Annotated in this window: 16 protein-coding genes; 4 read left to right on the plus strand and 12 right to left on the minus strand. The window is 61.5% G+C overall.

The window, feature by feature from the left end; all coding sequences use genetic code 11:
• Nucleotides 1-36 precede the first annotated feature (36 nt).
• Both K8U03_02335 and K8U03_02340 read left to right on the plus strand, forming a co-directional pair.
• Complete coding sequence (locus K8U03_02335) at nucleotides 37-1,836, plus strand: hypothetical protein (GenBank protein ID MCE9603721.1); 1,800 nt, start codon at nucleotides 37-39, stop codon at nucleotides 1,834-1,836.
• Nucleotides 1,837-1,945: 109 nt separating this feature from the next.
• The gene (locus K8U03_02340) at nucleotides 1,946-2,530 is read left to right on the plus strand and encodes a hypothetical protein (protein ID MCE9603722.1); all 585 of its coding nucleotides are present in this window, start codon (nucleotides 1,946-1,948) and stop codon (nucleotides 2,528-2,530) included.
• 99 nt (nucleotides 2,531-2,629) lie between these two features.
• Here K8U03_02340 and K8U03_02345 read toward each other — a convergent pair whose 3' ends face one another.
• The 10 genes from K8U03_02345 to K8U03_02390 form a co-directional block, all read right to left on the minus strand.
• Nucleotides 2,630-4,942 carry a hypothetical protein gene (locus K8U03_02345; protein MCE9603723.1) on the minus strand — a complete coding sequence of 771 codons (2,313 nt, stop codon included), beginning with the start codon at nucleotides 4,940-4,942 and terminating at the stop codon, nucleotides 2,630-2,632.
• Between the two features lie 140 nt (nucleotides 4,943-5,082).
• Nucleotides 5,083-7,089, minus strand: coding sequence for a serine/threonine protein kinase (locus tag K8U03_02350; protein ID MCE9603724.1), 2,007 nt, complete (start codon nucleotides 7,087-7,089; stop codon nucleotides 5,083-5,085).
• A gap of 10 nt (nucleotides 7,090-7,099) precedes the next feature.
• Complete coding sequence (locus K8U03_02355; protein ID MCE9603725.1) at nucleotides 7,100-7,864, minus strand: sigma-70 family RNA polymerase sigma factor; 765 nt, start codon at nucleotides 7,862-7,864, stop codon at nucleotides 7,100-7,102.
• 72 nt (nucleotides 7,865-7,936) lie between these two features.
• On the minus strand, nucleotides 7,937-9,373 hold the full coding sequence (locus tag K8U03_02360) for a DUF1501 domain-containing protein (GenBank protein MCE9603726.1): 1,437 nt from the start codon (nucleotides 9,371-9,373) through the stop codon (nucleotides 7,937-7,939).
• A gap of 30 nt (nucleotides 9,374-9,403) precedes the next feature.
• Nucleotides 9,404-12,079 (minus strand): PSD1 and planctomycete cytochrome C domain-containing protein, encoded by a 2,676-nt coding sequence (locus tag K8U03_02365; protein MCE9603727.1) that lies wholly within the window; start codon nucleotides 12,077-12,079, stop codon nucleotides 9,404-9,406.
• A gap of 16 nt (nucleotides 12,080-12,095) precedes the next feature.
• On the minus strand, nucleotides 12,096-13,427 hold the full coding sequence (locus K8U03_02370; protein ID MCE9603728.1) for a DUF1501 domain-containing protein: 1,332 nt from the start codon (nucleotides 13,425-13,427) through the stop codon (nucleotides 12,096-12,098).
• Between the two features lie 291 nt (nucleotides 13,428-13,718).
• The gene (locus tag K8U03_02375) at nucleotides 13,719-14,216 is read right to left on the minus strand and encodes a hypothetical protein (GenBank protein MCE9603729.1); all 498 of its coding nucleotides are present in this window, start codon (nucleotides 14,214-14,216) and stop codon (nucleotides 13,719-13,721) included.
• A 251-nt stretch (nucleotides 14,217-14,467) separates the two neighbouring features.
• Nucleotides 14,468-15,157: a CpXC domain-containing protein gene (locus K8U03_02380; protein ID MCE9603730.1), complete on the minus strand. Its 690-nt coding sequence runs from the start codon at nucleotides 15,155-15,157 to the stop codon at nucleotides 14,468-14,470.
• Between the two features lie 21 nt (nucleotides 15,158-15,178).
• Entirely contained in the window at nucleotides 15,179-17,776 is a 2,598-nt protein-coding gene (locus K8U03_02385; GenBank protein MCE9603731.1) for a hypothetical protein, read from the minus strand.
• Nucleotides 17,777-17,855: 79 nt separating this feature from the next.
• The gene (locus K8U03_02390; GenBank protein MCE9603732.1) at nucleotides 17,856-19,049 is read right to left on the minus strand and encodes a hypothetical protein; all 1,194 of its coding nucleotides are present in this window, start codon (nucleotides 19,047-19,049) and stop codon (nucleotides 17,856-17,858) included.
• 267 nt (nucleotides 19,050-19,316) lie between these two features.
• Between K8U03_02390 and K8U03_02395 the strand changes: the two genes are divergently transcribed.
• Both K8U03_02395 and K8U03_02400 read left to right on the plus strand, forming a co-directional pair.
• Entirely contained in the window at nucleotides 19,317-20,213 is an 897-nt protein-coding gene (locus tag K8U03_02395) for a sugar phosphate isomerase/epimerase (protein ID MCE9603733.1), read from the plus strand.
• A 22-nt stretch (nucleotides 20,214-20,235) separates the two neighbouring features.
• Entirely contained in the window at nucleotides 20,236-21,321 is a 1,086-nt protein-coding gene (locus K8U03_02400; protein MCE9603734.1) for a Gfo/Idh/MocA family oxidoreductase, read from the plus strand.
• Here K8U03_02400 and bla read toward each other — a convergent pair.
• Both bla and K8U03_02410 read right to left on the minus strand, forming a co-directional pair.
• Nucleotides 21,315-22,187: a subclass B3 metallo-beta-lactamase gene (bla, locus tag K8U03_02405; protein ID MCE9603735.1), complete on the minus strand. Its 873-nt coding sequence runs from the start codon at nucleotides 22,185-22,187 to the stop codon at nucleotides 21,315-21,317. The genes K8U03_02400 and bla overlap by 7 nt on opposite strands.
• 57 nt (nucleotides 22,188-22,244) lie before the next feature.
• The coding region (locus K8U03_02410; protein MCE9603736.1) for a sialate O-acetylesterase at nucleotides 22,245-23,291 on the minus strand (1,047 nt) is incomplete at its 5' end.

Consider the following 23,291-nt stretch of genomic DNA (forward strand, 5'->3'; position numbering starts at 1 on the left):
GCGCCCCGACCTACCCAATTTTCATAGGTGGAGCACATGGTTCTACGAAACGGATTTCTTCGGACGACGACGCGCCGCTGGTTCAGCGCCGCGCTGTTGAGCATCGCCAGTTGCGGTGCCGCAGCCCCTCTCGCTGCGCAACAACCCGCGATTCCGCAACCTCCTCCGGTTTATGAAACGACCGGAGAGTATGCGGCGGTTCCGCATCCGACCGTGTCGCCCGACACGTCGGCCGTGTTGGCCTCGAACAACGTCAACACCAACGCGAACAACAACGCCGCGCTGGAGTATCGCCTGCGCGAGCTCGAAGAACGGTACGCCGAACAAACCATGAAGTTCGCGAGCCTCGCCGAAGAGGTGAAGGCTGCCGAAAAGAAAGATGCTCCGAAGGGCTCCGTCGTCGGCAGCGACTTGAAGATGAGCGGCACCTGGAAAGATGGCGCCGCACTCGAAACGGCCGACAAAGCGTTCAAGATGAAATGGCGCGGCCGGACCCAGTTCGACGTGTCGGGCTTCTCCGACAGTTCGAACCCTTACTTCCAAGGTCTCGGGGGTAACCAAGGGGATACGGCCGCCGACTTCCGCCGCTTACGTCTCGGCACCGAAGGAACGTTGTACGAACAATTCGACTTCGCCGTCGAGTTGGACTTCATTAACTCCTTCAACTCCAACGCCGCAGGGAACGCCCAGGCGAACAATAACGGCTTAAAGAACGCCTTCGATCGCCAATACTTCGGCATTCCGGCTCCGACCGACGTCTGGATCGGCATGCACGAGATTCCGTACATCGGCAACATGCGCGTCGGTAACATCAAGCCGCCGAACGGACTTGAGCACGCCAACAGCAGCCGCTTCTTAGACTTCATGGAACGCTCGTTAAGCCAAGACGCTTTCACCGGCCGATTCAACAACGGCTTCGAGCCGGGCGTGTTGATCTACGATTGGAACGAAGAGCAGACCATGACCTGGGCCAACTCCGTGACGGCGAACAGCAATAACGTGTTCGCCTACGAAGCCGGCGGGCCGGACCTCGTCAGCCGCGTGACCTGGACGCCGATCTACGACGAAGAATCGCACGGCCGGTACTTGCTCCACTTGGGCATCAGCGCCACCGACCGCCGCACGGTCGACGGTCAATCGCGGCTTCGTTCCCGCGGTTCGCTCCGCAACGGTATCTCGCAAACGTGGTCGAACGTCGCCGATACGGCGATCTTCTACTCGACCACCGAGCAGTTGCTCGTTCCGGAAATCGCCGCCGTCTACGGTCCGTGGCACTTCCAAGCGGAATACTTCGGCCAATGGAATCAGAACACGCGCTTGCAACAGGCCACCAATCCGCCGGGAACGGCTCCTGGATTCGTGAACCCGGGTGCGAACCTCGGCACCTCCTATTTCAACGGCTACTACGGTCAGGTTTCCTACTTCCTCACCGGCGAACATCGTGAGTACGAACGGAAGGCCGGTGCCTTCGGCCGCGTGGTGCCTTACGAAAACTTCCACTTCATCAAGTCCGGTCAAGGACGTCATTGCAACATCCTGACCCGTGGTGCGTGGCAAGTTCTCTATCGCTACAACGTGCTCGACTTGGATGCCCAGCAATTGCACACGGCCGCCACCCCGAACGGCGGCGGTACCGTGGTCGATCACACGATCGGCCTGAACCACTTCATCAACCCCAACATGAAGATTCAGTACAACCTCTTGTACTCGGATCGTACGTTGTTCAACACGGGCGGCCCGGGACAGAACCCGAACGCACCGGTTCCGACGAACCTCCCGGGTCAAATCGGTGGCTCGGCCTTCGGAGCAGGCGTTCGCTTCGCGATCGACTTCTAACGCATGACCTCTCAGGTGTCGGCACCGTGGTCTCCGCCGACCACGGTGCCGACGCCGATCGTCCGGTTCGGACAATGCTCTCATTCGCTCAACTACAAGGAATAGGAACATGAAATACGCTACGATTCTTTCGCTCGCCGTCGCGCTCTTGGGCCTCGTCGCCCAGGCCGAGGCCGGGCACGGTTGCAACTCTTGCGGTTGCAACAACCAAGGCCGTAAGGTCTGCAAGTTGGTTCCGCACGTCACGAAGACGACGAAGTTCGAATACTCCTGTAAGGTGGAAGATATCTGCCTCAACGGCCGTTCGAAATGCGTCGGCACCCAACAGGTGCGCGATTGCGACGGCTGCGTGCATTGCGAAAAGGTAATGCAACCGACCTGCTGCAAAGTGAAGTGCATCACGAAGCTCGTGAAGACCCCGGTCGTGACGGAGAAACACGGTTGGAAGTGCGTCGTCGTGCAAGTGTGCGGCGGTTGCCGTCAATGTGCCGAAGCGCGTGAAGCCACGGAAGTCGAAACGCAACTCGCGATCGCCGAAGCGACCAAGCAAGGGATCCTCGCGGTCGGCCACGAAGAGCCGATCACCGTGATCATTCCCGATGAAGTCGCCGCGAACGAAGTCGCCGCGCCGATCGTCGAAGTCTCCGACGTCAAGAAGTCGAACAACCTCTTCACGAAACTCTTCGGCAAATAGTCCGCTCGTGAAAGCCGATCCGTACGTGTGCATGCGTCCGGGCATAAGGGCCGGAAAACACTAAGACCCTGGAGCGATGAAAGTCGCTCCAGGGTTTTTTTATCGACCGTAAATCTCGATCTCGCGCAGCACGATCTGCTGTAGGCCCGTCTGGCCTCCGGCTTCTCCGACGTCGCCGGTCGCGCCGCCGCCGTGCGTCGTTTGATGCACGAGCAGCCGGACCTTCGAAGCGGTGACCGGCTCGAAGCGGTGCTCGAACACCCAACGATCGCTGAAGAACGAATCGGTCGTGGTCCGTGTTTGAGGCGAGAAGACGCGCAGCGTTTGGGTCGGTTCCTTGATGCGCTCGATCGTGACCCAACTTCCCTCGCGCTCGACTTGCAATTCGTAATCGACGAGCGTGCTCTGATTTTGCCACGGCGGAGCGGCGAACACGACGACCCGCGAGATCTTCTGCGCCGTCGGCAGCGCGAGTTCCACGGTCGCCGGCCACTGGGCGACGTTGCTCATCCAGGGATGATCTTCGCGCTGCAACGTGCGATACCAGTTTTCATATTCGCCGTTCACGAGCTTGCCGATGTCGTTGGGAGTTCGCTTCTCGGCCGGCGTGTCGGGCTTGTCCGAGGGATGTTCGCTACTGCCCGACGCCGCAACCTTCACTCCCTCGGCGCGAGCCAGATTCACGCCCCAATCATAAGGCTCGACTTCGACCTCTTGCCCCTTCGCAATGCGGACATAGACCGGCAACTCGCCGACCGGCACTTCGGCCCGACCGTCGACGACGGCCACATCGGTCTCGACCCCGAATGCCGATGACACGCGCAACTGCTTCGGCAGGTCGGCACTCGCCGTTTTCACTTTCAACACGACGCGCCCATCGGTGCTGCCGGCCGCTTGGAACACGGCGACTCGTTTGCCGCTACTCGCATCGCCGGCGAACAAGCTGCCGATGTACTGCCGATTGCCGTTCGGGCCCAGATCCAGAGCCCGCTCGAACTTCGTGCCGAACAATTCTTCCGACCAGACGCGCATCAACGGTGCGGCGGGGTTCAAGCTGCCGTCGCCGTTTTCCCACCAGGTCGGAAAGTCCCAGAAGCCGTGGCTCCGATCGTACCAAAGATGATTGTGTTCTTTGGGAAGGCCGAATTGCTCGTACACCATCATCTCGAGCATCGTCCACCGACCTTGCAGCCGCGGCTGATAGGCACCGTAGATGCACGCGAAGTAGCCTTGTTCCGTTTGCCACTTCTCAAGCTTGTCGGCATCGTAGCGCGCGAGGAGTTCGTTGAGCTCGTTGAGCGTGCGCCGCGCTAAGAACAGATCGCCGTTGACGCAGTTGTAGGCGTGAAAAGAAAATCCATCGAGATACTTCGCGCCGCCGGCTTTCAGAAAACCTTCGATCCAACCGAACTGCGTGATGTTGTAACTCACCGTGCCGGGCCCGATGACCTTGAGCTTCGGGCTCACTTCTTTGATCGTCTTATAGAACGGCTTCAACTCTTTTTCGAGGAAGTCGGTCGGGCTCGCGCCGAAGTTCGGCTCGTTGCGAGGCTCCCAGTATTCGACCGCATCCTTGAAATGCTCGACGATCTTGCGTACGCCGTCGAGGTTCTTCGTGCCGCCGCCGAACGCGATCATCAGCGGACGCGGACGCACCGGATCGCGGTTCATGTACAACGCTTGGTCGATCGCGATGTCGCGCTCCAGTGCGGCGATCGCCTTGTCCGGGTCTTCGGCGTCGGCCTGGTGTCGTTGAGGGCCCATGCCCGACATGGCCCGAAACACCTGATCGTTCGTCCCCGTCGGTTCGCCGTACTGTTCGACGGCCGAGCCCGACGGAAAGTTCGCGTCTCGGCGAAAGAGGACGAACGTCGTTGCGCCGACGACATCGCCCCACAGCGCGCGCACTTGCTCCGCCTTCTCGTCCGCGGCCGAAGTCTTCTTCGGCCCTTCCAATAAACTATCGAGCGGATCGGCCGCCTTCTTCTTCGGTGCAACGGCGGGCTTGCCGTAGACATACAGCTTATACCAACCGGCCAGCGCGACCTTCGACGTGATCTTGCTATCCGCTCCCCGTCCGGCCGGCTTGACGGAACCTTGATCGACGACGTCTCCTTGATAGTTACGAATCTCGAAGCGATCGGCCGCCGGGCCGAGCTCGAACGTCACCGGCTCGCCGACATAGAAAATATGATTACGCTTGCCCGAACGGGGCAGCACTTCTTGCGGATTCGCGACCCACTGAAAGCCCCGCTTCTTCGGTTTCACGATCGTGTCCGGTCGGTCGGGCTGCACTTCGGTCGCCGCCGGCGCGGTCTGCGCTCGTGCGAAGTCGGAGGGAGCGAACACCGCGACCGCGCAAGAAACCACGGCGAACAAAAGGGGGCGGCGAAATAGCGAAGCGAAAAACATGCGGGCGATCCTCGATCAAGCAAGTGCGACGGAAGCGGAGTATCCGACCGACTATAGGTAAATGGGAACGATTAAATTACCGATTTTATGAAAATTATGCTTCTATTATCCTGCACTGCCGATCATCGAACCAGACGTCTTCAAACCAAGCGGCGAACATCCCAGAGAATCGTCGAGCCGTCGAGCGAAGAGGTCGCCAACTGGTCCTCCTCTTTCGAGAACGCCACGGCGACGATCGAAGTCGTGTGCTCGCGGATCGTGCGGAGTGGGCGCCCCTCGTGGAAGGTCCAGAGCCGCAGCGAGCCGTCGTTGAGGCCGGCAGCCAAGAGATCTCCCTTCGGGGAAACGCTCGCCGACCAGACTTCGCCGCCGGCCGGAATCTCTTGCGTTCCCCCTTTTTTCGCCGTCATGCCCGGTGTGAGATTCCAGATCTTCAGCGTTTGATCGTGGCTCCCAGAGACCAAGCGCCGCACGTCGCCGGGCGCAAACGCCAGCGACCAGACCCGTTTCTGGTGCCCGAGCGTTCCTCGTTCTTCGCGCGAGGCGACTTCCCAAACTTTGATGCCGCCGTTCATGATTCCTGCGGCAAGCAGCGCACCATCGGACGAAAAAGAAACGCACAGGGCCGGGTCCGCGAGCCCGCCGAACGTGCCGACCGAAGTTCCATCCGCGGCGTTCCACAAGCGGACTGCTTTGTCATGACCCGCGGTCGCGATGAGCTTGCCGTCGGGCGACCAAGCGACGTCGACGATCTCGCGCGAATGCTGCTGGAGCGTGAATCGCTCGCTGCGCGTGGCGACGTCCCAAACTCGGCCGAGGTTCTCACCGCCGGCAGTCACGAGCGACTTACCGTCGGGCGAGTAAGCGAGCGACAGATACCCCAGCACGCCGCGCGGATAAGCGTTGAACGACGCCGTCGGCTCGCCGCCGTCGAGAGGCCAGAACCGCACCAGCCGATCGCCGCACGCCGTCGCGAGCGTCTTGCCGTCGGGCGCGAACACGCTGCGCCAGACGCTCAGCGGATGCACCAAGCGCCGGGCTCCCCACGCCGCGAGCGGATCGTTTTCCATCGCCTGAGAGCCGAACCGGCGAACGAGCGCCGCGCCGGCAACCACCGCCACAGCCGCTGCGCCGAGCCCGAGCATCCGTCGTCGCCGAACCTGTTGAGGCGCTGCCGGAAGCGGCTCGTTCCCTGAATTCTTCGCTGTGCCGTTCGCTTGACGAATCCCTTCCGCAAACGTGCGGGCGTCGGCCGGGCGATCGTTCGGGTCGTTCGCCAAGGCCGCCATGATCCAGCGATCGAGCGATGGGTCGACCTTCGCAACGCGGCTCGGCGGCGCAAACACACCTAGCGGCACGCTACCCGTCAGCATTTCGTAAAACACGGCCGCGAGCCCGTAGAGATCGGCCCGACGATCGATCGGTCGCCCGAGCTCCAATTGCTCGGGAGCCATGTAGCGGCGCGTGCCGACGACGGCGTCGACTTCGGTTGCCGGCGCGCGATCGAACGCTTCGGCATGCAGCAATTTCGCCACGCCGAAATCGACGAGCTTCGCCCGGCCCTCGGCATCGAGCAGCACGTTTTCCGGCTTGATATCGCGATGAATGATGCCGCGCTCATGCGCGTATTGCAGCGCGTCGCAGAGTTCCGTGAAGATCGTCGTCGCGGCGGCTGCCGAAAGGGGGCCGTGGTTCAATCGCTCGCGCAGCGTGCTGCCGGCGACATGCTCCATCGCCAGATAATAGAAACCATCGTCGCAGCCGGTGTCGTGGATGCCGACGATGTGGGGATGCGTGAGGCTCGCGAGCACGCGCGCCTCGCGCTGGAATCGTTCGCGGAAGCCTGCGCGCTCGGCGAACTCCGGCCGCAACACCTTCAACGCCGCGATCCGGCCTAGGCTCTCGTGCCGAGCGCGATAGACTGAGCCCATCCCGCCGGCCCCGAGCAACTCAAGCAACTTGTAAGGGCCGATCCGTTCGGGCAACGCTTGGGGAATCGCTTCGGCACCGTGCGACGACGCTGCGTCTTCCGCTTCGTCTTCGCCGATCGCGAACATGAGCAAGCAATACGGACAACTGTCGCCGAGCGCCGCTCCTTGCTGCGCCGGCCGCGAGCGACCGCACCGCCGACATTCGACGACGTCCACGTTCGCTCCCTTACGAAGTGCCCAACGTCGAACGCTTGCCCAACGCGGCGAACATGGCGGCCAACTCGTCCGCCGTTTCGGCTTCCGAGGTCGTCGTGCGGCTCAGTTCGGCGATGAGGAGTTGCCGCAGTCGCTTGCGAGCCCGATGCAGCGCGACCGACAACTGATTCTCCGTCACGCCGTATTGTCGACCGAGATCGCCGACCGAAGCGGTTTCCGTGCGCGCGTCTAAGCCGAAGCGTTCGAGCAAAGCATCGGCGACCCAAGCCCGGCCGGCTTGCTGCAACTCCAAACGAAGCGAGCCGACGGCCGACTCCAAACGCTCCATGGCCCAGACGCCGTCGAAGGCCGCGTCGGGCGAGGCTTCGTTGCAGGCCGCTAGGCGATGCTCGGCTTCGTTCACGTCGAGCGTAAAGCCGGCGAAGCGCTTCTTCGCGCCGGCCGTGCGAGCCGTGTTCGCCAGGAAGTTCTCCAATACCGATTTCAAGAACGCGCGGAAGCGAACTTCGCGCATCTTCACGCGCACGAGCAGGTCTTTCTCCAGCAAGTGGATGAAGAACGCTTGCGTCAGGTCTTCGGCGTCGATCGTCGAACGTCCGGTGCGCCGCAGATAGACGTAGATCGGCTGCCAATAGCGGGCCGCAAGCTCGTTGAGCGCGGCATCGCGCACTTCTCCTTCCGGCACGACCGCCTGTTGCACGAGAGTCCAAGCCGTCTGCGGAAACGCATCGCCGCCGGGAGGAACTGCTTCGCGTTTTGCCGAGACGTCGCTCATGCGATCCATCTTACCAGCGGCACCTCGCGGTGCCACGGGGAATACCGCCGCAAGCAAGCGGGCACATGTTCGCTAAGCGATCAGAGCCTCGACGACGTGGGCACCCGTAACCGCGGGGTCGGTCAATGTTTCGTCGCGCCCGTGATGACGAATCGAAACGCGATGATGGTCGAGCCCGAGCTGATGGAGAATCGTGGCATGGAGGTCGGGGACGCTGACGCGATCGGTTACGGCGCGGTAGCCGAAGTCGTCGGTGGCGCCGTAGATGGTGCCGCCGCGGAAGCCGCCGCCGACCATAAACAAGCTGAACGCATTGCGGTTGTGGTCGCGGCCGTCGGCGTTTTGCGATACCGGCAAGCGGCCGAATTCGCCGGTCCAGAGGACGATGGTTTCGTCGAGCAAGCCGCGCTGCTTGAGATCGCGGATCAGCGCGGCGGTCGGGCGATCGGTCTGCTTGCACATCTTCGGCAACTCGGCAGGAAGCTTGCTGTGCGTGTCCCAGGCTTGGCCTTCTTGGTCGCAGAAGACCTGCACGAAGCGCACGCCCGACTCGACGAGCCGGCGCGCCATCAGGCATCGCGTGCCGTAAGCGGCCGTGGTGGGATCGTCGAGGCCGTACATCTTACGCGTCGCTTCGGTTTCGCGCGCCGTGTCGAGTACGTCTACCGCGGCTCCCTGCATCCGCGCGGCAAGCTCGTAGTTTTCGATGCGCGCTTCGAGCTCGGTTTCGCGAGGAAAGCGTTCTCGATGCCGGCCGTTTAGGCGAGCCAGCAGGTCGAGCTTCTCGCGGTAGGCTCCCGGCGAGATCGAGCGCGAAGAATACAAGTTCGGAACCGGTACTCCTTGCGAGCTGAACTCGGTTCCTTGATGCACGGCCGGCAACCAGCCCGACGACCAGCTGAGCGACCCTGCGGTGTCGTACTTCTTCGGATCGCGCAGGACGACGAACGACGGCAAGTTTTCGTTTTCCGTGCCAAGTGCGTAGCTGCACCAAGCCCCGAGCGCCGGCCGACCCATGTTGGTCTTGCCGGTGTTGATCATCACGGTCGCTTCGGTGTGGTTGTTGTGCTCCGTATACATCGAGCGAACGAGGCACATCTCGTCGGCGAGCGCGCCGGTTTCGGGCATCAACGTCGACAGCGGCATCCCCGAGCGCCCGCGGCGGACGAACCCGAACGGCCCGGCGAAGAGAGTGTCGGTGTTGCCGCCGAGGAATTTCTCGACTTCGAACGGACTGGCCTGACCGCCGCGCTTCTGCAACTCCGGCTTGGGATCGAACAAATCCATCTGGCTCGGGCCGCCGGTTTGCATCAGTTGGATGACGGCCTTGGCCCGCGGCGCGAAATGCTGCTTCGTTCCGTGAGTCGCCGCGGAAGCATGCTTGTCGTCGGCCCGTACGCGGTCGTCGTGCAACAAGGCCGACAGCGCGAGGCTGCCGAAACCGAGGCCCGAGCGCGCAAGCATTTGGCGGCGCGAAAGGGGAGTCGACGGATCGAAATCGTGAATCATGGTCTTAGTTTCGGCGTGAGGCGACGGCGCTCATTCGACGTACAAAAACTCGTTCGTATTCAGCAATAAATGGCAAAGATCGGCGAGCGCTAGGTCCGTCGAGTTCGTCGTCTTCACGGTCGCGGCTTCGCCCCGATGAACGGCTTGCTTCGTAAGAAACGCTTCGCAGGCCGTCGATTCTTCGCTCGACGGGAGCCTCGAAAGAACGAACAGATACGCGGCTCGAATCTGCGCGGGTCGCGCGTCGCCGGCCGTTCTACGGACGCGCTCGGCGAGCAGATCGGCTTGTTCGAGAATGAACGCGTCGTGCAGCATCGTGAGCGATTGCGAGACGACGGTCGATTGATTGCGCTGCGTGCAGTTGGTCCCCATCAACGGTTGATCGAAGACCGACAACAGCGAGAGACCGAAATTGCGGCGAGCTAAAAGATAGATGCTTCGTCGCCACGGCGAGGTCGGGCTCGCGAGCGCCCTCTTCGAGACGACGACCGTCCCGTCGAGGCGGCCTTCCAGCAACACCGGTGGTCCGCCGAGCGTCCGGTCGAGCGAGCCCGCCACGGCCAGCACCGCATCGCGAACCGCTTCCGATTCCAGCCGACGGAGCGGCGCGTGCCACAGCAGGCGATTGTCGGGATCGGCGGCGAGCGCAGCACTCGGCACGTCGCGCCCCGCGCTCGCTTGCCGATAGACGCTCGACATCACGATCTCTTTGTGAACGCGCTTGAGCTTCCAGCCGCCGGCGATGAAGTCGGCGGCGAGCCATTCGAGCAATTCGGGATGCGAAGGGGGGGAGCCTGAGCGACCGAGATTGCCGGGCGTAGCGACGATGCCGCGGCCGAAGTGGTAGTGCCATAAGCGATTGACCGCGACTCGCGCTAGCAAGCCCGAGGCGCGGCTTTGCGGCGCAGTCAGCGCCTCGGCGGCAGCCAAGCGTCGGCCGCTCGTCGGTTGATGGCATTCGTCGATCGTGAAGAGTTCTCCATCACCGTCGTCGCTGAGCACCCGCGGAATCGCGGGGCCGACGATCGGGCCCGGCGTCAGGAAGTTGCCGCGGCGCAGCAAGCGGGTCTCGGGCACATCGCCGACGTTGAACAACGCTTGGATCTTTTGCGGTGTCCTTTGCCTCGCTCTCACGTCTTCGACTTCCGCGTCGAGCCGCTCGATTTCGCTGCGGTCGGCGGGAGTGGCGGCGGCGAGCGTGTCTTCGCGCGTCACTTTCAGCTGCGCGTCGAACTTCTCGAACAGATACTTTTGCACATCGGTTCGCTTGTCCTGTTGCGCGGCGATGGCCGCGCGAACGTCTTCGCGAATCGCTTCGGGAAGTGCGGCCAGGCGTGCTTCGTAGTCTTGCGGTTCGTACGGCTTGCGCAGCCGTGCGGCACGGCCGCCGAGCTCGCCGGCGCGCGTATTGAGCTCTTTGTTGAACGCCGTCATCTCGGCGATCTCGGCCGCGGTCGACATGATGATGTGTCGATTCTGCGGTTGCAGCCAGCGATCGAGGTTGTACGACGGCGTCAGGCAAGCGACGAGGCCGTAGTAGTCCCGTTGCGAGATCGGATCGAACTTATGATCGTGGCAGCGGGCACAAGCGACCGTGAGCCCGAACAAGTTCGAGGTAACGTTTTCGATCGTATCGAAGAGCAATTCGTTCCGTTCCTGCGGACGATTGCGCTCGAAGTTGTTCGTGCCGTCGACCGAGATGCGCAGCAAGCCGGTGGCGACGAGCAACTCGCGCATCTCGGGCGTGATCGACTCGGCGGGAAGTTTTGCGAGCTCCGCGATGCCGAGCATTTCGTCGCCGGCAAGTTGTTCGCGGACGAATCGGTCGTACGGCTTGTCGTCGTTGAGCGAACGGACGACATAGTCGCGGTATCTCCAGATCCCTTCGCGGATCGTGGTGCCCGTGATGTCGTTATCCGTCTTCACGGTGTCGGCGTAGCCGGCCGCGTCGAGCCAATGCCGGCCCCAACGCTCGCCGTAGTGCGGCGAGGCGAGCAAGCGATCGACGACCGCTTCGTAGGGATCTTGGGTCGTCGGCCGGCGATACGACGCGGCGAACGCTTCCACTTCTTCGGGCGTCGGCGGCAGGCCGGTGAGGTCGAACGTCACGCGGCGCAACAGCGCGATCGGATCGGCATCGGGCGAGAAGCCGAGCTGCTGCGCTTCGAGCTGCGCGAGGACGAAGGCATCGAGCGGCGAGCGGACACGGCCGGCATTCGCGACTAGCGGCACCGCCGGACGCTGCGGCTTGCGAAAGGCCCAATAGTCGGCGTCGGCCGGGGCGAGCGGCGGAAGACCGTCGCCGGCTTCGAGCTTCGCCGCGGTGTTGATCCAATCACGCACGACCGCGACTTCGGCCTTGCTCAAACGAGGGCGACCTTCGGGAGGCATCGAGCCGTCGTCGATCCGCTCGATGAGGAGGCTCTTGTCGGCGTTGCTTTTGACGATCGCCGCGCCGGACTGACCCCCTTGCAGGAGCGATGCGGCGTGCGTGAGATCGAGGCCCCCTTCTTTTTTCTTCTCGCCGTGGCACTCGCCGCAATGCCGCGCAAGAAGCGGTTGCAGATCGCGCGTGAAGTCGGGGCGCGCCACGTTCGCCACGGCCGGGTTTGCGTTCGGGCTTGCCCCGTCGGCAGCGGCGCAAACGGATAACGCCGCGCACGCGAGCATCGCGCGTAACTGTTGCAGCGGCGGTTTGCGAACCACGCGGCGAAGCATCGATTTAGCCCACCAACTCGGCGATGCGGCGCCCGCCGCTGAGGATCGTGAACGGGCGATCGGCATCGTTCACATACGCTTTTTGCGTGTCGATGCCGAGGAAGCCGTAGACCGTTTGCAAGAAGTCTTCGGGAGTGACGGGGCGATCGAACGGGAACGCGCCGCGACTGTCGGAGGCTCCGATGACTTGGCCCATCTTCATGCCGCCGCCCGCGACGACGAGCGAATAGCACTTCGGCCAATGTTCGCGGCCCGATGTCGGCGGGGTAATAAACCAGGAGCGGCCGAACTCGCCCATCAAGACGACGAGCGTGTCGTCCATCAGGCCGCGCTCGTACATGTCGTCGATAAACGTCCCCCACGGGCGATCGATTTCCGGCAGCTTGTCGTTGCGGAGCGTCGTGAAGTTGCGTTGATGCGTGTCCCAGCCGTTGTTCTTGACCGTGACGAACGTGACGCCGGCCTCGACCAAACGCCGCGCGAGCAACATGCTCTGGCCGAACGTGGTGCGCCCGTAACGGTCGCGCACCTGCGCCGACTCTTGATTGAGATCGAAGGCCCGCTGTGCCGCGGGACTGGTGATCATCTCGAACGCTTTATGATGGAAGGCGTCGAGACCTTCCATGACGCCCGAGTTGTCGACCGTGCGGCGCAGACCGTCGAGCCGGTTGAGCAAGCCGATGCGATCTTCGATCCGATCGAGGCCGAGATTGCCGGCCGTCATCAGATCGCGGACCTGATAGGCGGGATCGCTCGGATCGCCGCCGACGATGAACGGGTTGTACGCTTGGCCGAGATAGCCGGCGTAGCCGCTGCCGGGCGGTTCGGGAATCGCCACGTAGGCCGGCACGCCGGCGCGGCGGGCTCCGCATTCCTTCGAGGCGATCGAACCGTAGCTCGGCATCTCGTTCGACTTGCTGATCGACGAAGGCTCATGGCCGGTCAGCAGGTAATGCGCCGCCGAAGCATGGTCGGCATCGCCGTGCGTCATCGAGCGAATCAAAGCGCACTTGTCCATCACGCGGGCCGAGTGGGGCATGTGTTCGCAGATGCGAACGCCGGGCAAGCTCGTGGCGATCGAAGCGTACTCGCCGCGGACTTCGAGCGGCGCGTCGGGCTTCATGTCCCACATGTCGATATGGCTCGGTCCGCCGCCGAGCCAAACGAGAATCACGCTGGTCGACTTCTTGGTGGCCGCAGGTGCGGGGTTTGCCGCGCGGGCCCTGAGCAAGTCGCCGAGAGAAAGGCCGGCGAGTCCGAGAAAACCTGCTTGTAAAAAGTCGCGGCGGTCGACGGCGTCGCAGAAGCGGTTCTTGCGACCGAGAAATTCGAGCACGACGAGTTCCTTCGGAAGGGGAGGGCGCGCGGAGAACGGGCAGGGGAGAGCATCTAATATATAGTAAGGTAAGGACCGCCGAATTCCTTACGGCAACTCGGCGGCCTTTTTTAGAGGCCTTGCTCTAAGGTATTTTACGGCAAATGGTTGCGCCGTCTTTAGCCGTAAGGCGCAAAAAGCGACAGCCGAGACAAACCCGCAGGGGGATCGTCTCGGCTGCCACTATGAGGGCTGTTTTCGTCGGCCTTCATGCCGGGGCTCTATGTCGGGCTGTGTTGGGTCCTGGAAGATTTAGAACGGCAGGTAGATCTTGATAGGAAGGCTAGGAAAAGGGAGTGGGAACGGGAGGTGCGATCCGCTGCCGGTATGTACGGTAGGCGTTCCGAAAGGGGGCACGGTTGGGTTGTGGACGACGGTGCCGGAATGGCTGCCGTTCGTCACTACGACGCCCCCGGATGCGTTGCTGCTGGGCCGAATGTAAACGGGCGGAATCACATACTTGGTGGGGACGACGTACGTCGGCACGCCGGAAACTTGGTTGCGGTGATCGCGCACGATGGGTCCGGTTTCCGGATGGCGGTGGTCGCGCACTACGGGGCCCGAGACGGGATGGCGATGGTCGCGGATGACCGGCGTCGTGGTCGTGGTCGTGCCGCAAATCACGGGCGGCGGAGTCGGTATGCCGCAGTGTTGCGACTTCGAGGGTTCATGACCGGCGACGGCGGCAGTCGCTTGCCAAGCGGAGAGGAGGCCCAAGGTAACGGCGGACAGGAATCGAGCGCAACGCATAGCACACACAACCTTTCTCAAACTCATTTTGAATCGTGTTCGGCAAACACACGTTTGCCTCTATGTATGCGAAGCGCAGAAGCGGCCGCGGTGTTACCGCCGATATCGCTACGACCCCGGCGCAGGAGAGCACGCTGCCGGCGTCGCGGCACGATGAGCGGAGCGGAATCACGCCGACGGAGATGCCCGTTTCGCTTGCGCGCGCAGGCTTACGGCGGAGTCGGCGAGGTGAATGTCGAAAGCCGCGCCGCTTATTCGGCGTCGGTTTCGATGAGCAGCCGGTTCATGTCGACGTAGAGAGCGCCGTCGAATTGCGAGCGGAGCGCGCCCCAACCTTCGACGTCGGCCGTGATTTCGTCGTAGAGCGAACGGGGAACTTGCATCCCCTCGATGAACTCTTCGGAGGGAACGCGGAACCAGACGAAGTACAGCAGCGCGTCGTCGGCATCGACCAAGCGCAGCTCCGTGTCTTGGTCGAGAGGAGAGTCGACATTGCGAATGATCGCCAGCTTGACCAACTCCAACGTGACATCGTCGAGGTTCTTTTGTCGCACGACGATCTTTTCGCGCAGGCCCGGCCAGCCGAACGTGATGCGTGCGACGAGGCCGGCCCCGATCGACTTCGCGGTCGCCGAGGCGCCGTTGCCGTAGGCTTTGTCGAACCCGGCCCGATCTTCGCTTTCGTAGCGCTTCCATTGTCCCGACTGGTCGATCGGATGCGCGGCCAGCCATTGGCCGTTTTCGATATCGATGTAGTTGATGTCGGGGGCGAGCCGAAACCGCTTGCCGCAATGAGGACAATTTTCGGCTTGCAGCGATTCGTCGAGAATCGCTTCGCGCAAGTCGGGCCGACGGTCGGCATTGATGCTGAACGCCGCGCTGAACGGAACCTCACCTTGGCACGCCGGGCAAGCGAGCGTGACGTCTTCGAAAATCGACATGGTCTTCCTTAAGTTCGAAGTTTAGAGGTTTTTCAGCCACTCTACGGCCGGATGAGCCGGCTTGAGCTTACCGCAATGATAAGCCGCGTAGAGATCGGCGAACCATTCGCCCGGAGCGCGGAATTGGTAGCCTTTGATTCCTTTGCTTCGCGCGGCTACGAGGTAGCTCGCCCAACGCCCATCGGCATACGATTCGTGATAGACACGACCGTCGATCGCTCGGGTCTTCGCGCGCGCTCCGGCGTACCAGGGCGTGCTAGCGGCTCGAGCGTCGAAGCACCAGTCGACCACTTTTCGCCATTCGGCGTTCCAGGCGACTTGCTCGACCGTGTCGTCGGGCAGATCGGGAGGAGCGTCGTACGGCTTCGCGGGAGGGTTCGTCAACAGGTCTAGAATCGATTGCAGGGGAAACTTCTTGGTGTCGACGACGAAGTGGTTGCGGGCCGCGGTCGCCGCCGGCGTCGCATCCCGAGCATGGTTGATCCAACCGCCGAACTCCGCTTCCGTAGGGAGTTTGCCTTGCATGAAGCGTAGCTTATCGTCGACGGCATGGCCGATCTCGTGCAGCGTGGTCCAATCGAAGAACTTCGGCGCAGGCCCTGGGGCCGGCTTGCAATCGTCTTCCAAATCGGGGAAGTGACCTCCATCTCCCAGCGGATTGCCCATGGCAACCCCCTGGCGTCCGCATTCGAGATTGATTTGCTTCGAGGCCCCGCCGGAATACGATCCCGAACCTACCGTAGTCGTGTTACGCACGATCTTCTTGAGGCTCGTATTCTGCTTCGCGTGCGTATCCGGAACCTGCGCCATCAGGTCGTACAGCTTCTTTACCGATTTGCTTCCTTTGTCCGTCGCATGGTCGAGCGTGTTCTTGGTGAGCTCCAAGGTCACGCCGTAGCGCTCTTTGAACAAGACTTTCAGCAAGTCTTTCGGCACCTTGTTGTCCGGAAAAGCACCGGATAATAAGTCGTCTAAAATACGGGGGCCGCCCGGTTGGCTGATGAGGGTTCGGAATTTCACCGGATCGAACGGCTTGGTCGTCAGGGCGGTCTGTGCGTTGGTGATGGTCGTGGCCGCCGTGTTCTTCCAACCGTTCGCTTGCGTTTTCCAAGTAGCGATTCGTCGGTTGGCTTCGGCAATCATTCCGCCATCGGCCGCCGATTGGACTCCGTTGCGCGCCGCGGTGAGGCCGGTGTTGCGGGCGGTCGCCAACGTCGGTGGGTCGAGAGCTACCGCACGCGCGACCGCGTCTTCGCCTCCGGTATTCACCATTCTCGCAATTTCGTCGATGACCGCCTTATAGTCGGTCTTCGCCTTCATCATCTTCGTCGCGTCTAATTCCAATTTCGCGAGCGGCGTCTCGACGGCTTCGTGATTAAAGGCCGTGAGCAAGTTCGTCACCGTGGTCTTGCCGACTTTCACGACGTCTTGCAAAAGTTGAATGAAATTCGGCACTCCCGTCGCATCGGCGGCGTCGGTTTTAGGCTTGATCGTGGTGAGCCGCTGCTGGTAGGGGCTCACGGCGTTCTTAAGGTTCTCGACGGCCGTGTTCAATAAGTCGGCCGTCGACTTGAGATCGGTCAGGCTATTCTTGGCTCCCGTCCAATCCTTGGCGACGATCCGTTCGCCGTGCGTCGTCGAGTGCGGAGTGAAGGCGTTAAACTGAGTCGCGAGTTTCGTCTTCAGCGGACCGGGACTGTTCGCGACGCTCTCGTCGGCTTTTTCATGGGCCTGCTTGATCGCCGTGGTATACGCTTTCTTATAGAGCGCTTCTCCGGACGTAATCTTGGGCATTTCCCGCTTCGGTTCGTCGAGCAGGTTTTTCGCTTCGATGAACTTGCCGGCGTCGGCCTTGCTCTGAGAATCGACGATGGCTTGTGAAGCCGACTGCACTTCCAACGAAAAGTCGTCTAGGTAATTCGGAACCGACTTCGCGTCTTCGATCGCTTGCGAGGCGAGATCGCGCTCGGTCTCATAGTCGAGCTTGGCGTCCGTAAACGCTTTACGGGCCGGGTCGCAAGCGTCGTCGGCTCTTTTCACCGGCACGAGCGCGTCGTCATAGAGATCGCGATCGGCTAGGCTCTTCGCATCGGCCAAGTCGTCGTCGATCGCTTTGAGGAGCACCGCTTGATCGCCGCCGACCTTGATGATCTTGTCGAGATCCGCGCGCTTCTTCAAAGCTTCGTCGCGCGCGGCGACGTACTTCGACGGACCTTCGTTCGATTGTTGTCGCGCGGTGAGCTTCTTCTCCGCCCAACTCGTGAAGAAGGCCAGCGGCACGGCCATCTCTTTTTTTAACTCGCTCAAGAAGTCCGATTGCCGCTCGATTTCTTTCTGGTCGGGCGGCGTGCTGGTGGCCGCCTTATTGATGGCGGTCGAGATGGTGATGAACCGCTTTTGGAAGTCGTCGACGGCTTTCTTGTCGACGGCGCCTTTCTTCTTCGTCAACTCCTTGCGCATCTCCTTCAGCTCTTCCATGATCTTCGCGGCCCGCTGGTCGAGCAGCTTGGCCGGCTTCTCCTTCTCGCGGCTACCGCCGAGGAGCTTGCGCGCTTCGTCGCACCATTTTTTGGCTTCGCTTAGATCCACATCTTTGTCTAATTCCGAACCGGTTGACACGGTCGAACCCTTTCCAGCAAAGTGATGAAGCTCTCACGAACGAACCGCACGGCGAATTCCGGAGCCGTGCGGCAGGCGACTACGCTGCGGTTTGCAATTGTTTCTCGACCGAATCGAGCAGCCGATTCAAATCGGCGTCGATCGCCGCGTCGACGCCGAGCGACGACTTGGCCTTGCGCAAATGCGCGAGCAGAGGATCGCTCTTAACGCGCTTGCGCCAGTCGGCGACGGCGGCTTGTACCTTCTCGACCGAGCCGGTTTCCAGCGCGCCGAATAATTCTTCGGATGCCGCGTCGTAGAGGTCGTCGACGGCGTCTTGCAGCAAGTCGCCGAGATCCGCACCGTCGTCCATCGTCTCTTCGACGACCCGACCGATCGCGTCGATCTGATTGCTCGATTCGATGCGAGCGGCGGCCATTTGCTCGATGAAATACTTCTCCAACTTCGCTCGGCGTTCGGCGACGATCCCCTCGGCGATGCCGAACTTGGCGGCATCGTTTCGGACGGGAGCGGCGAGGGTCTTTTTCAGCGCATCGGCCAGCCCATCGAGAGCCTTCTTCGCGTTGGCGAAGTTCTTCGCTTGGGCCTGAGCTTCGGCGTAGTTCCAGACGTTCCCCAGGGCCAAGGCTTTGTCGGGAGCCGCTTTTTTAGCCGCTAATAACAACGTCTCCAGCTTCGAGCGCAGGGTTTCGTAGGCAAGTTGCTCCGGGGTGGGGCCGCTCGTCTCTTGCGGATTCAAACCGGCAAGCAATTTCTCTAAGGCGTCGATCTCGATTACGGCTGTGTCGCGCTGATCGTCGTCGAGCAAGCGGCCGATCTTTTGGCAAGCCTCGCCGATCCGGTCCGCTTCCGTCGGATTCGCTTCGCAAGCTTCGAGGGCCGTCGATTGCAACTTAATAAACCGGGCGTGCAGCGGATCGTCGGCATCGAGGGCGACGCCGAGCGTCGCGACGATCTCGACCATCGGCTTGCACTTAAACTCGGCTTCTTCTTCCAGAAACTTTTTCAGAATCAGATCTTTGATCGGCGGCTTCTCGAAGCCGTCGCTCACGGCAAGTTGGAAGTTGAGGTCCATTCCTCGACCGGTGATCAAGCCGAAACAGGGAATCCCCTTGCCGTCTTCCTTCGCCTGCTTGATGAATTTGGTCGCGTTCCCTTTTTTGTAGACGACGAGGCTCACGATCGTCGTCCCTTTGACGAGCATCACGAACTTTCGCGGCTTCCCTTTCTTCGCTTCATCGAGAAAGTCTTTCGTCTCGGGGGAAACAGCCATGATTCACTCGCATTAGGAAATGGTTTCGCGATCGGCGCTGCGACCTCGGCTCGAACGGTCGCATCAATATAAGACAAGCTCGTGGGATGACAAGCGATTTCGTTCGCAGATCGAACATGCGACTTACCGAGTGTCGCGGTTGATTGAAATGCTTTCCTATTCGAGATAATTTACCCCCATGAGTGCGGGCGCGGAATCCAGTACATTCACGGCCGGTGCATGCACCGACTGCCAAGCCCGATCGTCGTAAAAAGTAATTCGAACATCATGCCGCTTAAAATTTCCGCTTTTCCGAAGTGCTATCTCGACGAGATCGCCGGCGAGCGTTCGATGTCGGTTTTCGATTGGATCGAAATGGCGCGAGCGCTCGATGCCGACGGATTGGAAATGTACGATGGCTTCTTGACGAGCCTCGACGACGATTATCTCGATCGCGTAAAAGGGGCGATTCACGCTGCCGGCTTCGTCATGCCGATGCTCTGTTGCTCGCCCGACTTTACGAATCCCGACGCCGAGCTCCGTCGCCGAGCAGTCGAACATCACAAGCGGTTGATCGAAGCGACGCACCGCTTGGGTGGCGCGCGCGCCGTGTGCCGCGTGTTGTCCGGCCCGCGCTATCCCGAGGTGGGTCGGGCCGAGGGTTTGGCGTGGGTCGTGGAGTGTATCGAGCAGTTGCTGCCGGTCGCGCGCAGCTACGATATCGTGCTCGGCTTGGAGAACCATTACAAAGACGGCTTCTGGAAATACCCTGAATTCGCCCAGAAACAGGATGTCTTTCTCGAACTCGTCGCCGCGATTCCGGACCGTACGCACTTCGGCGTGCAGTTCGATCCGTCGAACGCCGTGGTCGCGGGAGACGATCCGATCGAGCTCTTGCGGGCCGTGGCCGAGCGTGTGGTGAGCATGCACGCCAGCGATCGCTATTTGGTCGCAGGGACGACGATCGAAGAGCTACGTCAAACCGACGGCACGTTGGGCTACTCGCCGAATTTACGACATGGCGTCACGGGGCAGGGGCTCAACGATTTTCCAACGATCTTTCGCATTCTCGCCGACCACGACTACCGCGGCTGGGTAAGCATCGAAGACGGCATGAACGGCCTGGATGAGATGGCTGCCTCGTTGGCGTACTTGCGCGAAATGAGCGCGCGATTCTTTCCGTGATTTCTCCTCCCGGCGGGCTTCGATGAAAAAGATTCGCACGGCGCTCGTCGGTTGCGGCAAGGTCGGCAGGATCCATGCTTCGGCATTAAGCCACTCGGCCGAAGCCGAGTTCGTGGCCGTGTGCGATCATGCGTTCGAGCGTGCGGAGAAGTTCGCGCGCGACTTCGGGGTGCGGCCGTTCTCCGACTTGACCACGCTGTTCCGCGAAACCGGCGCCGAAGCGCTGCTGGTTGCTACGCCGCATCCGCTGCATGCCGCCGCCGTGCTCGCCGCGGCCGAGGCCGGCGCGCACGCGCTGGTCGAGAAACCGTTGGCGGCCAGCTTGGAAGATTGCGATCGGATGCTCGACGCCGTGCGGCGGGCCGGAGTGAAGCTCGGCGTGATCAGCCAGCGCCGCCTCTACGAGCCGGTGCAGCGGATGAAGCAGGCCATCGATGCGGGCAAAATCGGCCGGCCGGTGCTCGGCGTCTTCTCGATGTTTTCCTGGCGCGACGAAGCCTACTATGCCTCGGATCCCTGGCGCGGCAAATGGTCGACGGAAGGGGGCGGCGTGCTCGTCAATCAGTCGCCGCACCAACTCGATATTCTGCAATGGCTCATGGGGGAGATCGACGAAGTGTCCGGCTATTGGGCCAACTTGAATCATCCTTATATCGAAGTCGAAGATACCGCCGTGGCGATGATTCGCTTCCGCTCCGGCGGGCTAGCCACGATCACGACCAGTCTCGCGCAGAAGCCCGGCCTGTTTACCAAGGTCCACATTCATGGCTCCAACGGCGCGAGCGTCGGCGTCGAGACCGATCGTGGAGCGACGTTCGTCGCCGGCATGTCGGAGATCGCCGAGCCGGCGCTGAACGATCTTTGGACGATTTCCGGCGAAGAACATCTGCTCGCCGAGTTTCAGGCGACGGATCGGGCCCGCTTTCGCGAAATCAAACCGACCGAGCATTATCACGCGCTGCAGATTCAAGATTTTCTGCAAGCGATACGGGACGATCGCCCGCCGCTCGTCACGGGCGACGAAGGACGGATCGTCGTGGCGATGTTCGCCGCGATCTATCAGTCGCAACGAGACCACGGCCCGGTGAAAATGCCGCTCCCCTATTGATTCGTGAGCTTCGTCCTTGGTTCGGCTTGTTGCTCGGCCAGCTTCTTGCGAAACGCCGCTTCCTTCGTCGCGACGTAGGCTCCATAGCCTTGCGGATCGAGGAACGGATTTCCCGGTGCTTTCTTTTCGAGCCGCTCATGCTTGGCGAGCATGTCGTAGTAGTTGCCGTGGGCGCCGAGGAAGACGTCGCACTGCAGGCTCTTCAGCACGGTAAAGGTTTGCGTGTAATCGGCCGCGATGGTCGGGTAGTCGGCGTTGTCGACCAAGCGGTAGCCGGGGTTTACGTTCGGGCTGCCGATCACGACGACGTCGAGCGTTTTGCCGTCGACCGTTTCCTTCCAAGTCCAGGTCGTGCAGCCGCGCGTATGGCCGGGAGTGCGCCGCGCTACGAGCGTCGTCCCTCCGAGCTTCACTTCGTCGCCGTCTTTCAAGACGCGATCGACCGGGCATTCGGGCCAGCGGCTATCGGCATAGAGATATTGTCCTGCGCCTCCCGCGCTGATGACGCCGTCGTCTCCCTGCATCACCAGCACCTTCGCGCCGGTGAGGGCGCGCATCTTCGCATGCCCGGCGACGTGGTCGGAATGGGCATGACTGGCGAGCAGGTACTTCACATCGCTCAACTTGAAGCCGAGCGATTCGACGGCGCCGCGAATGAGCGGCACCGTCTCCTCGAAGCTGCTGTTGATGAGGAAGTGCCCGTCGGGTGTCGTGATCAGGAAGCTCGCCAACTCTTGCGAGCCGACGTAGTAGGTATTGCCGGCGACGCGATGCGCGGGAAACGGAGCATCGGCCCGAGCGACGCCGACATCGATGCCGACGCAAGCGAACAAGCTCAACGCGACGAACGAAAAGAGACGCACCATAGAAAAGCTCTCGGCTTGAATTCGAGTTGCCTAGATCTGCCCGGGAAAGGGCCTTACTCACGGACTTTTCCGAAGCTCCAGCATCGCTTCGGCCATCGCTTTGCCGATGCGATTGAACCAGATCGCGCTTCCCAGATAGTGATAGCCGTGGTCCCCTCCGACGAGCTTCCATTGCTCGAAGTTGTCGCGCCAAGTGGGATACAGTTCTTCGGCCGCGCGATCGACGAGCAGGTCGGTGCGAAAAGCCTTGACGTTGCCTTGGAACTCCGGCACGTCGTTCATCGAAAGTTGCGCGTTGCGAATCGTCAGCATCGCTCCGGCCGCCGGCTTCGAGCCGTTTTGCCCCATCGCTGCGATCACGAACGGCAACTTCGGCGCGTGCAGATCCTTGCGCACGTCTTGAATGAAATGCCGCATGTTCGAGGCGTATTCGTTCTCGGCTCCGTACTGGTCGTTCCAACCTTGGAACCAGACGAAGCCCGTGAGTTCCGGAGTTCGACCCTTGAGTTCCGGAAAGATCGTCGCGTAGTCGTGCATCACGGCGCCGACTTCAGTCATCATATTTCGATAGGAAGATCCGTAATCGCGTTTGATCTCATCCATGGTCGGCAGCGGATCTCTTTTTTTGTTCTTTTCGTTGTTCTTCGCGACCTTCGTCTGCGCCTGTTCGAGTTCCTTGCGAAGAGTTTCCTCGCTCGGATAACCGGCCGAAGGAGAGCGAAACGATTTATACAGCGAGTGTCCGCCCCAAGCGGTCTTAATCAATAAGACAGGCTCGTCGAAGTGGTTGCCCATCACGGTGCCGAACTCCAACTCCGGACCCGTGCGGCCCGGCGAACCGAAGCCGACGGTGAGCGGTCCGCGGCGATCGAGAAACTTAATGAAGACGTCGTCGCGCACGATCCAGCGATCGTCGCGGCGTAGATGAGCGAAGAGCTCTTTCGTTTTCGCGTCCGTGGCCTGATGGTCGAGCAGCGCGTTGGGCGCTTTCCCTTCCATATTCGACTGACCGGCAAGGATGAATACCTTAACGGGCAGTTCCGCGGCACTCACGGCCGAGCAAGCGAGAACGGAGGCGACCAGCAACGGAACGTGAAAATGAAA

It is taken from the genome of Planctomycetia bacterium (genome assembly GCA_021413845.1).
Lineage (GTDB): Bacteria > Planctomycetota > Planctomycetia > Pirellulales > PNKZ01 > PNKZ01.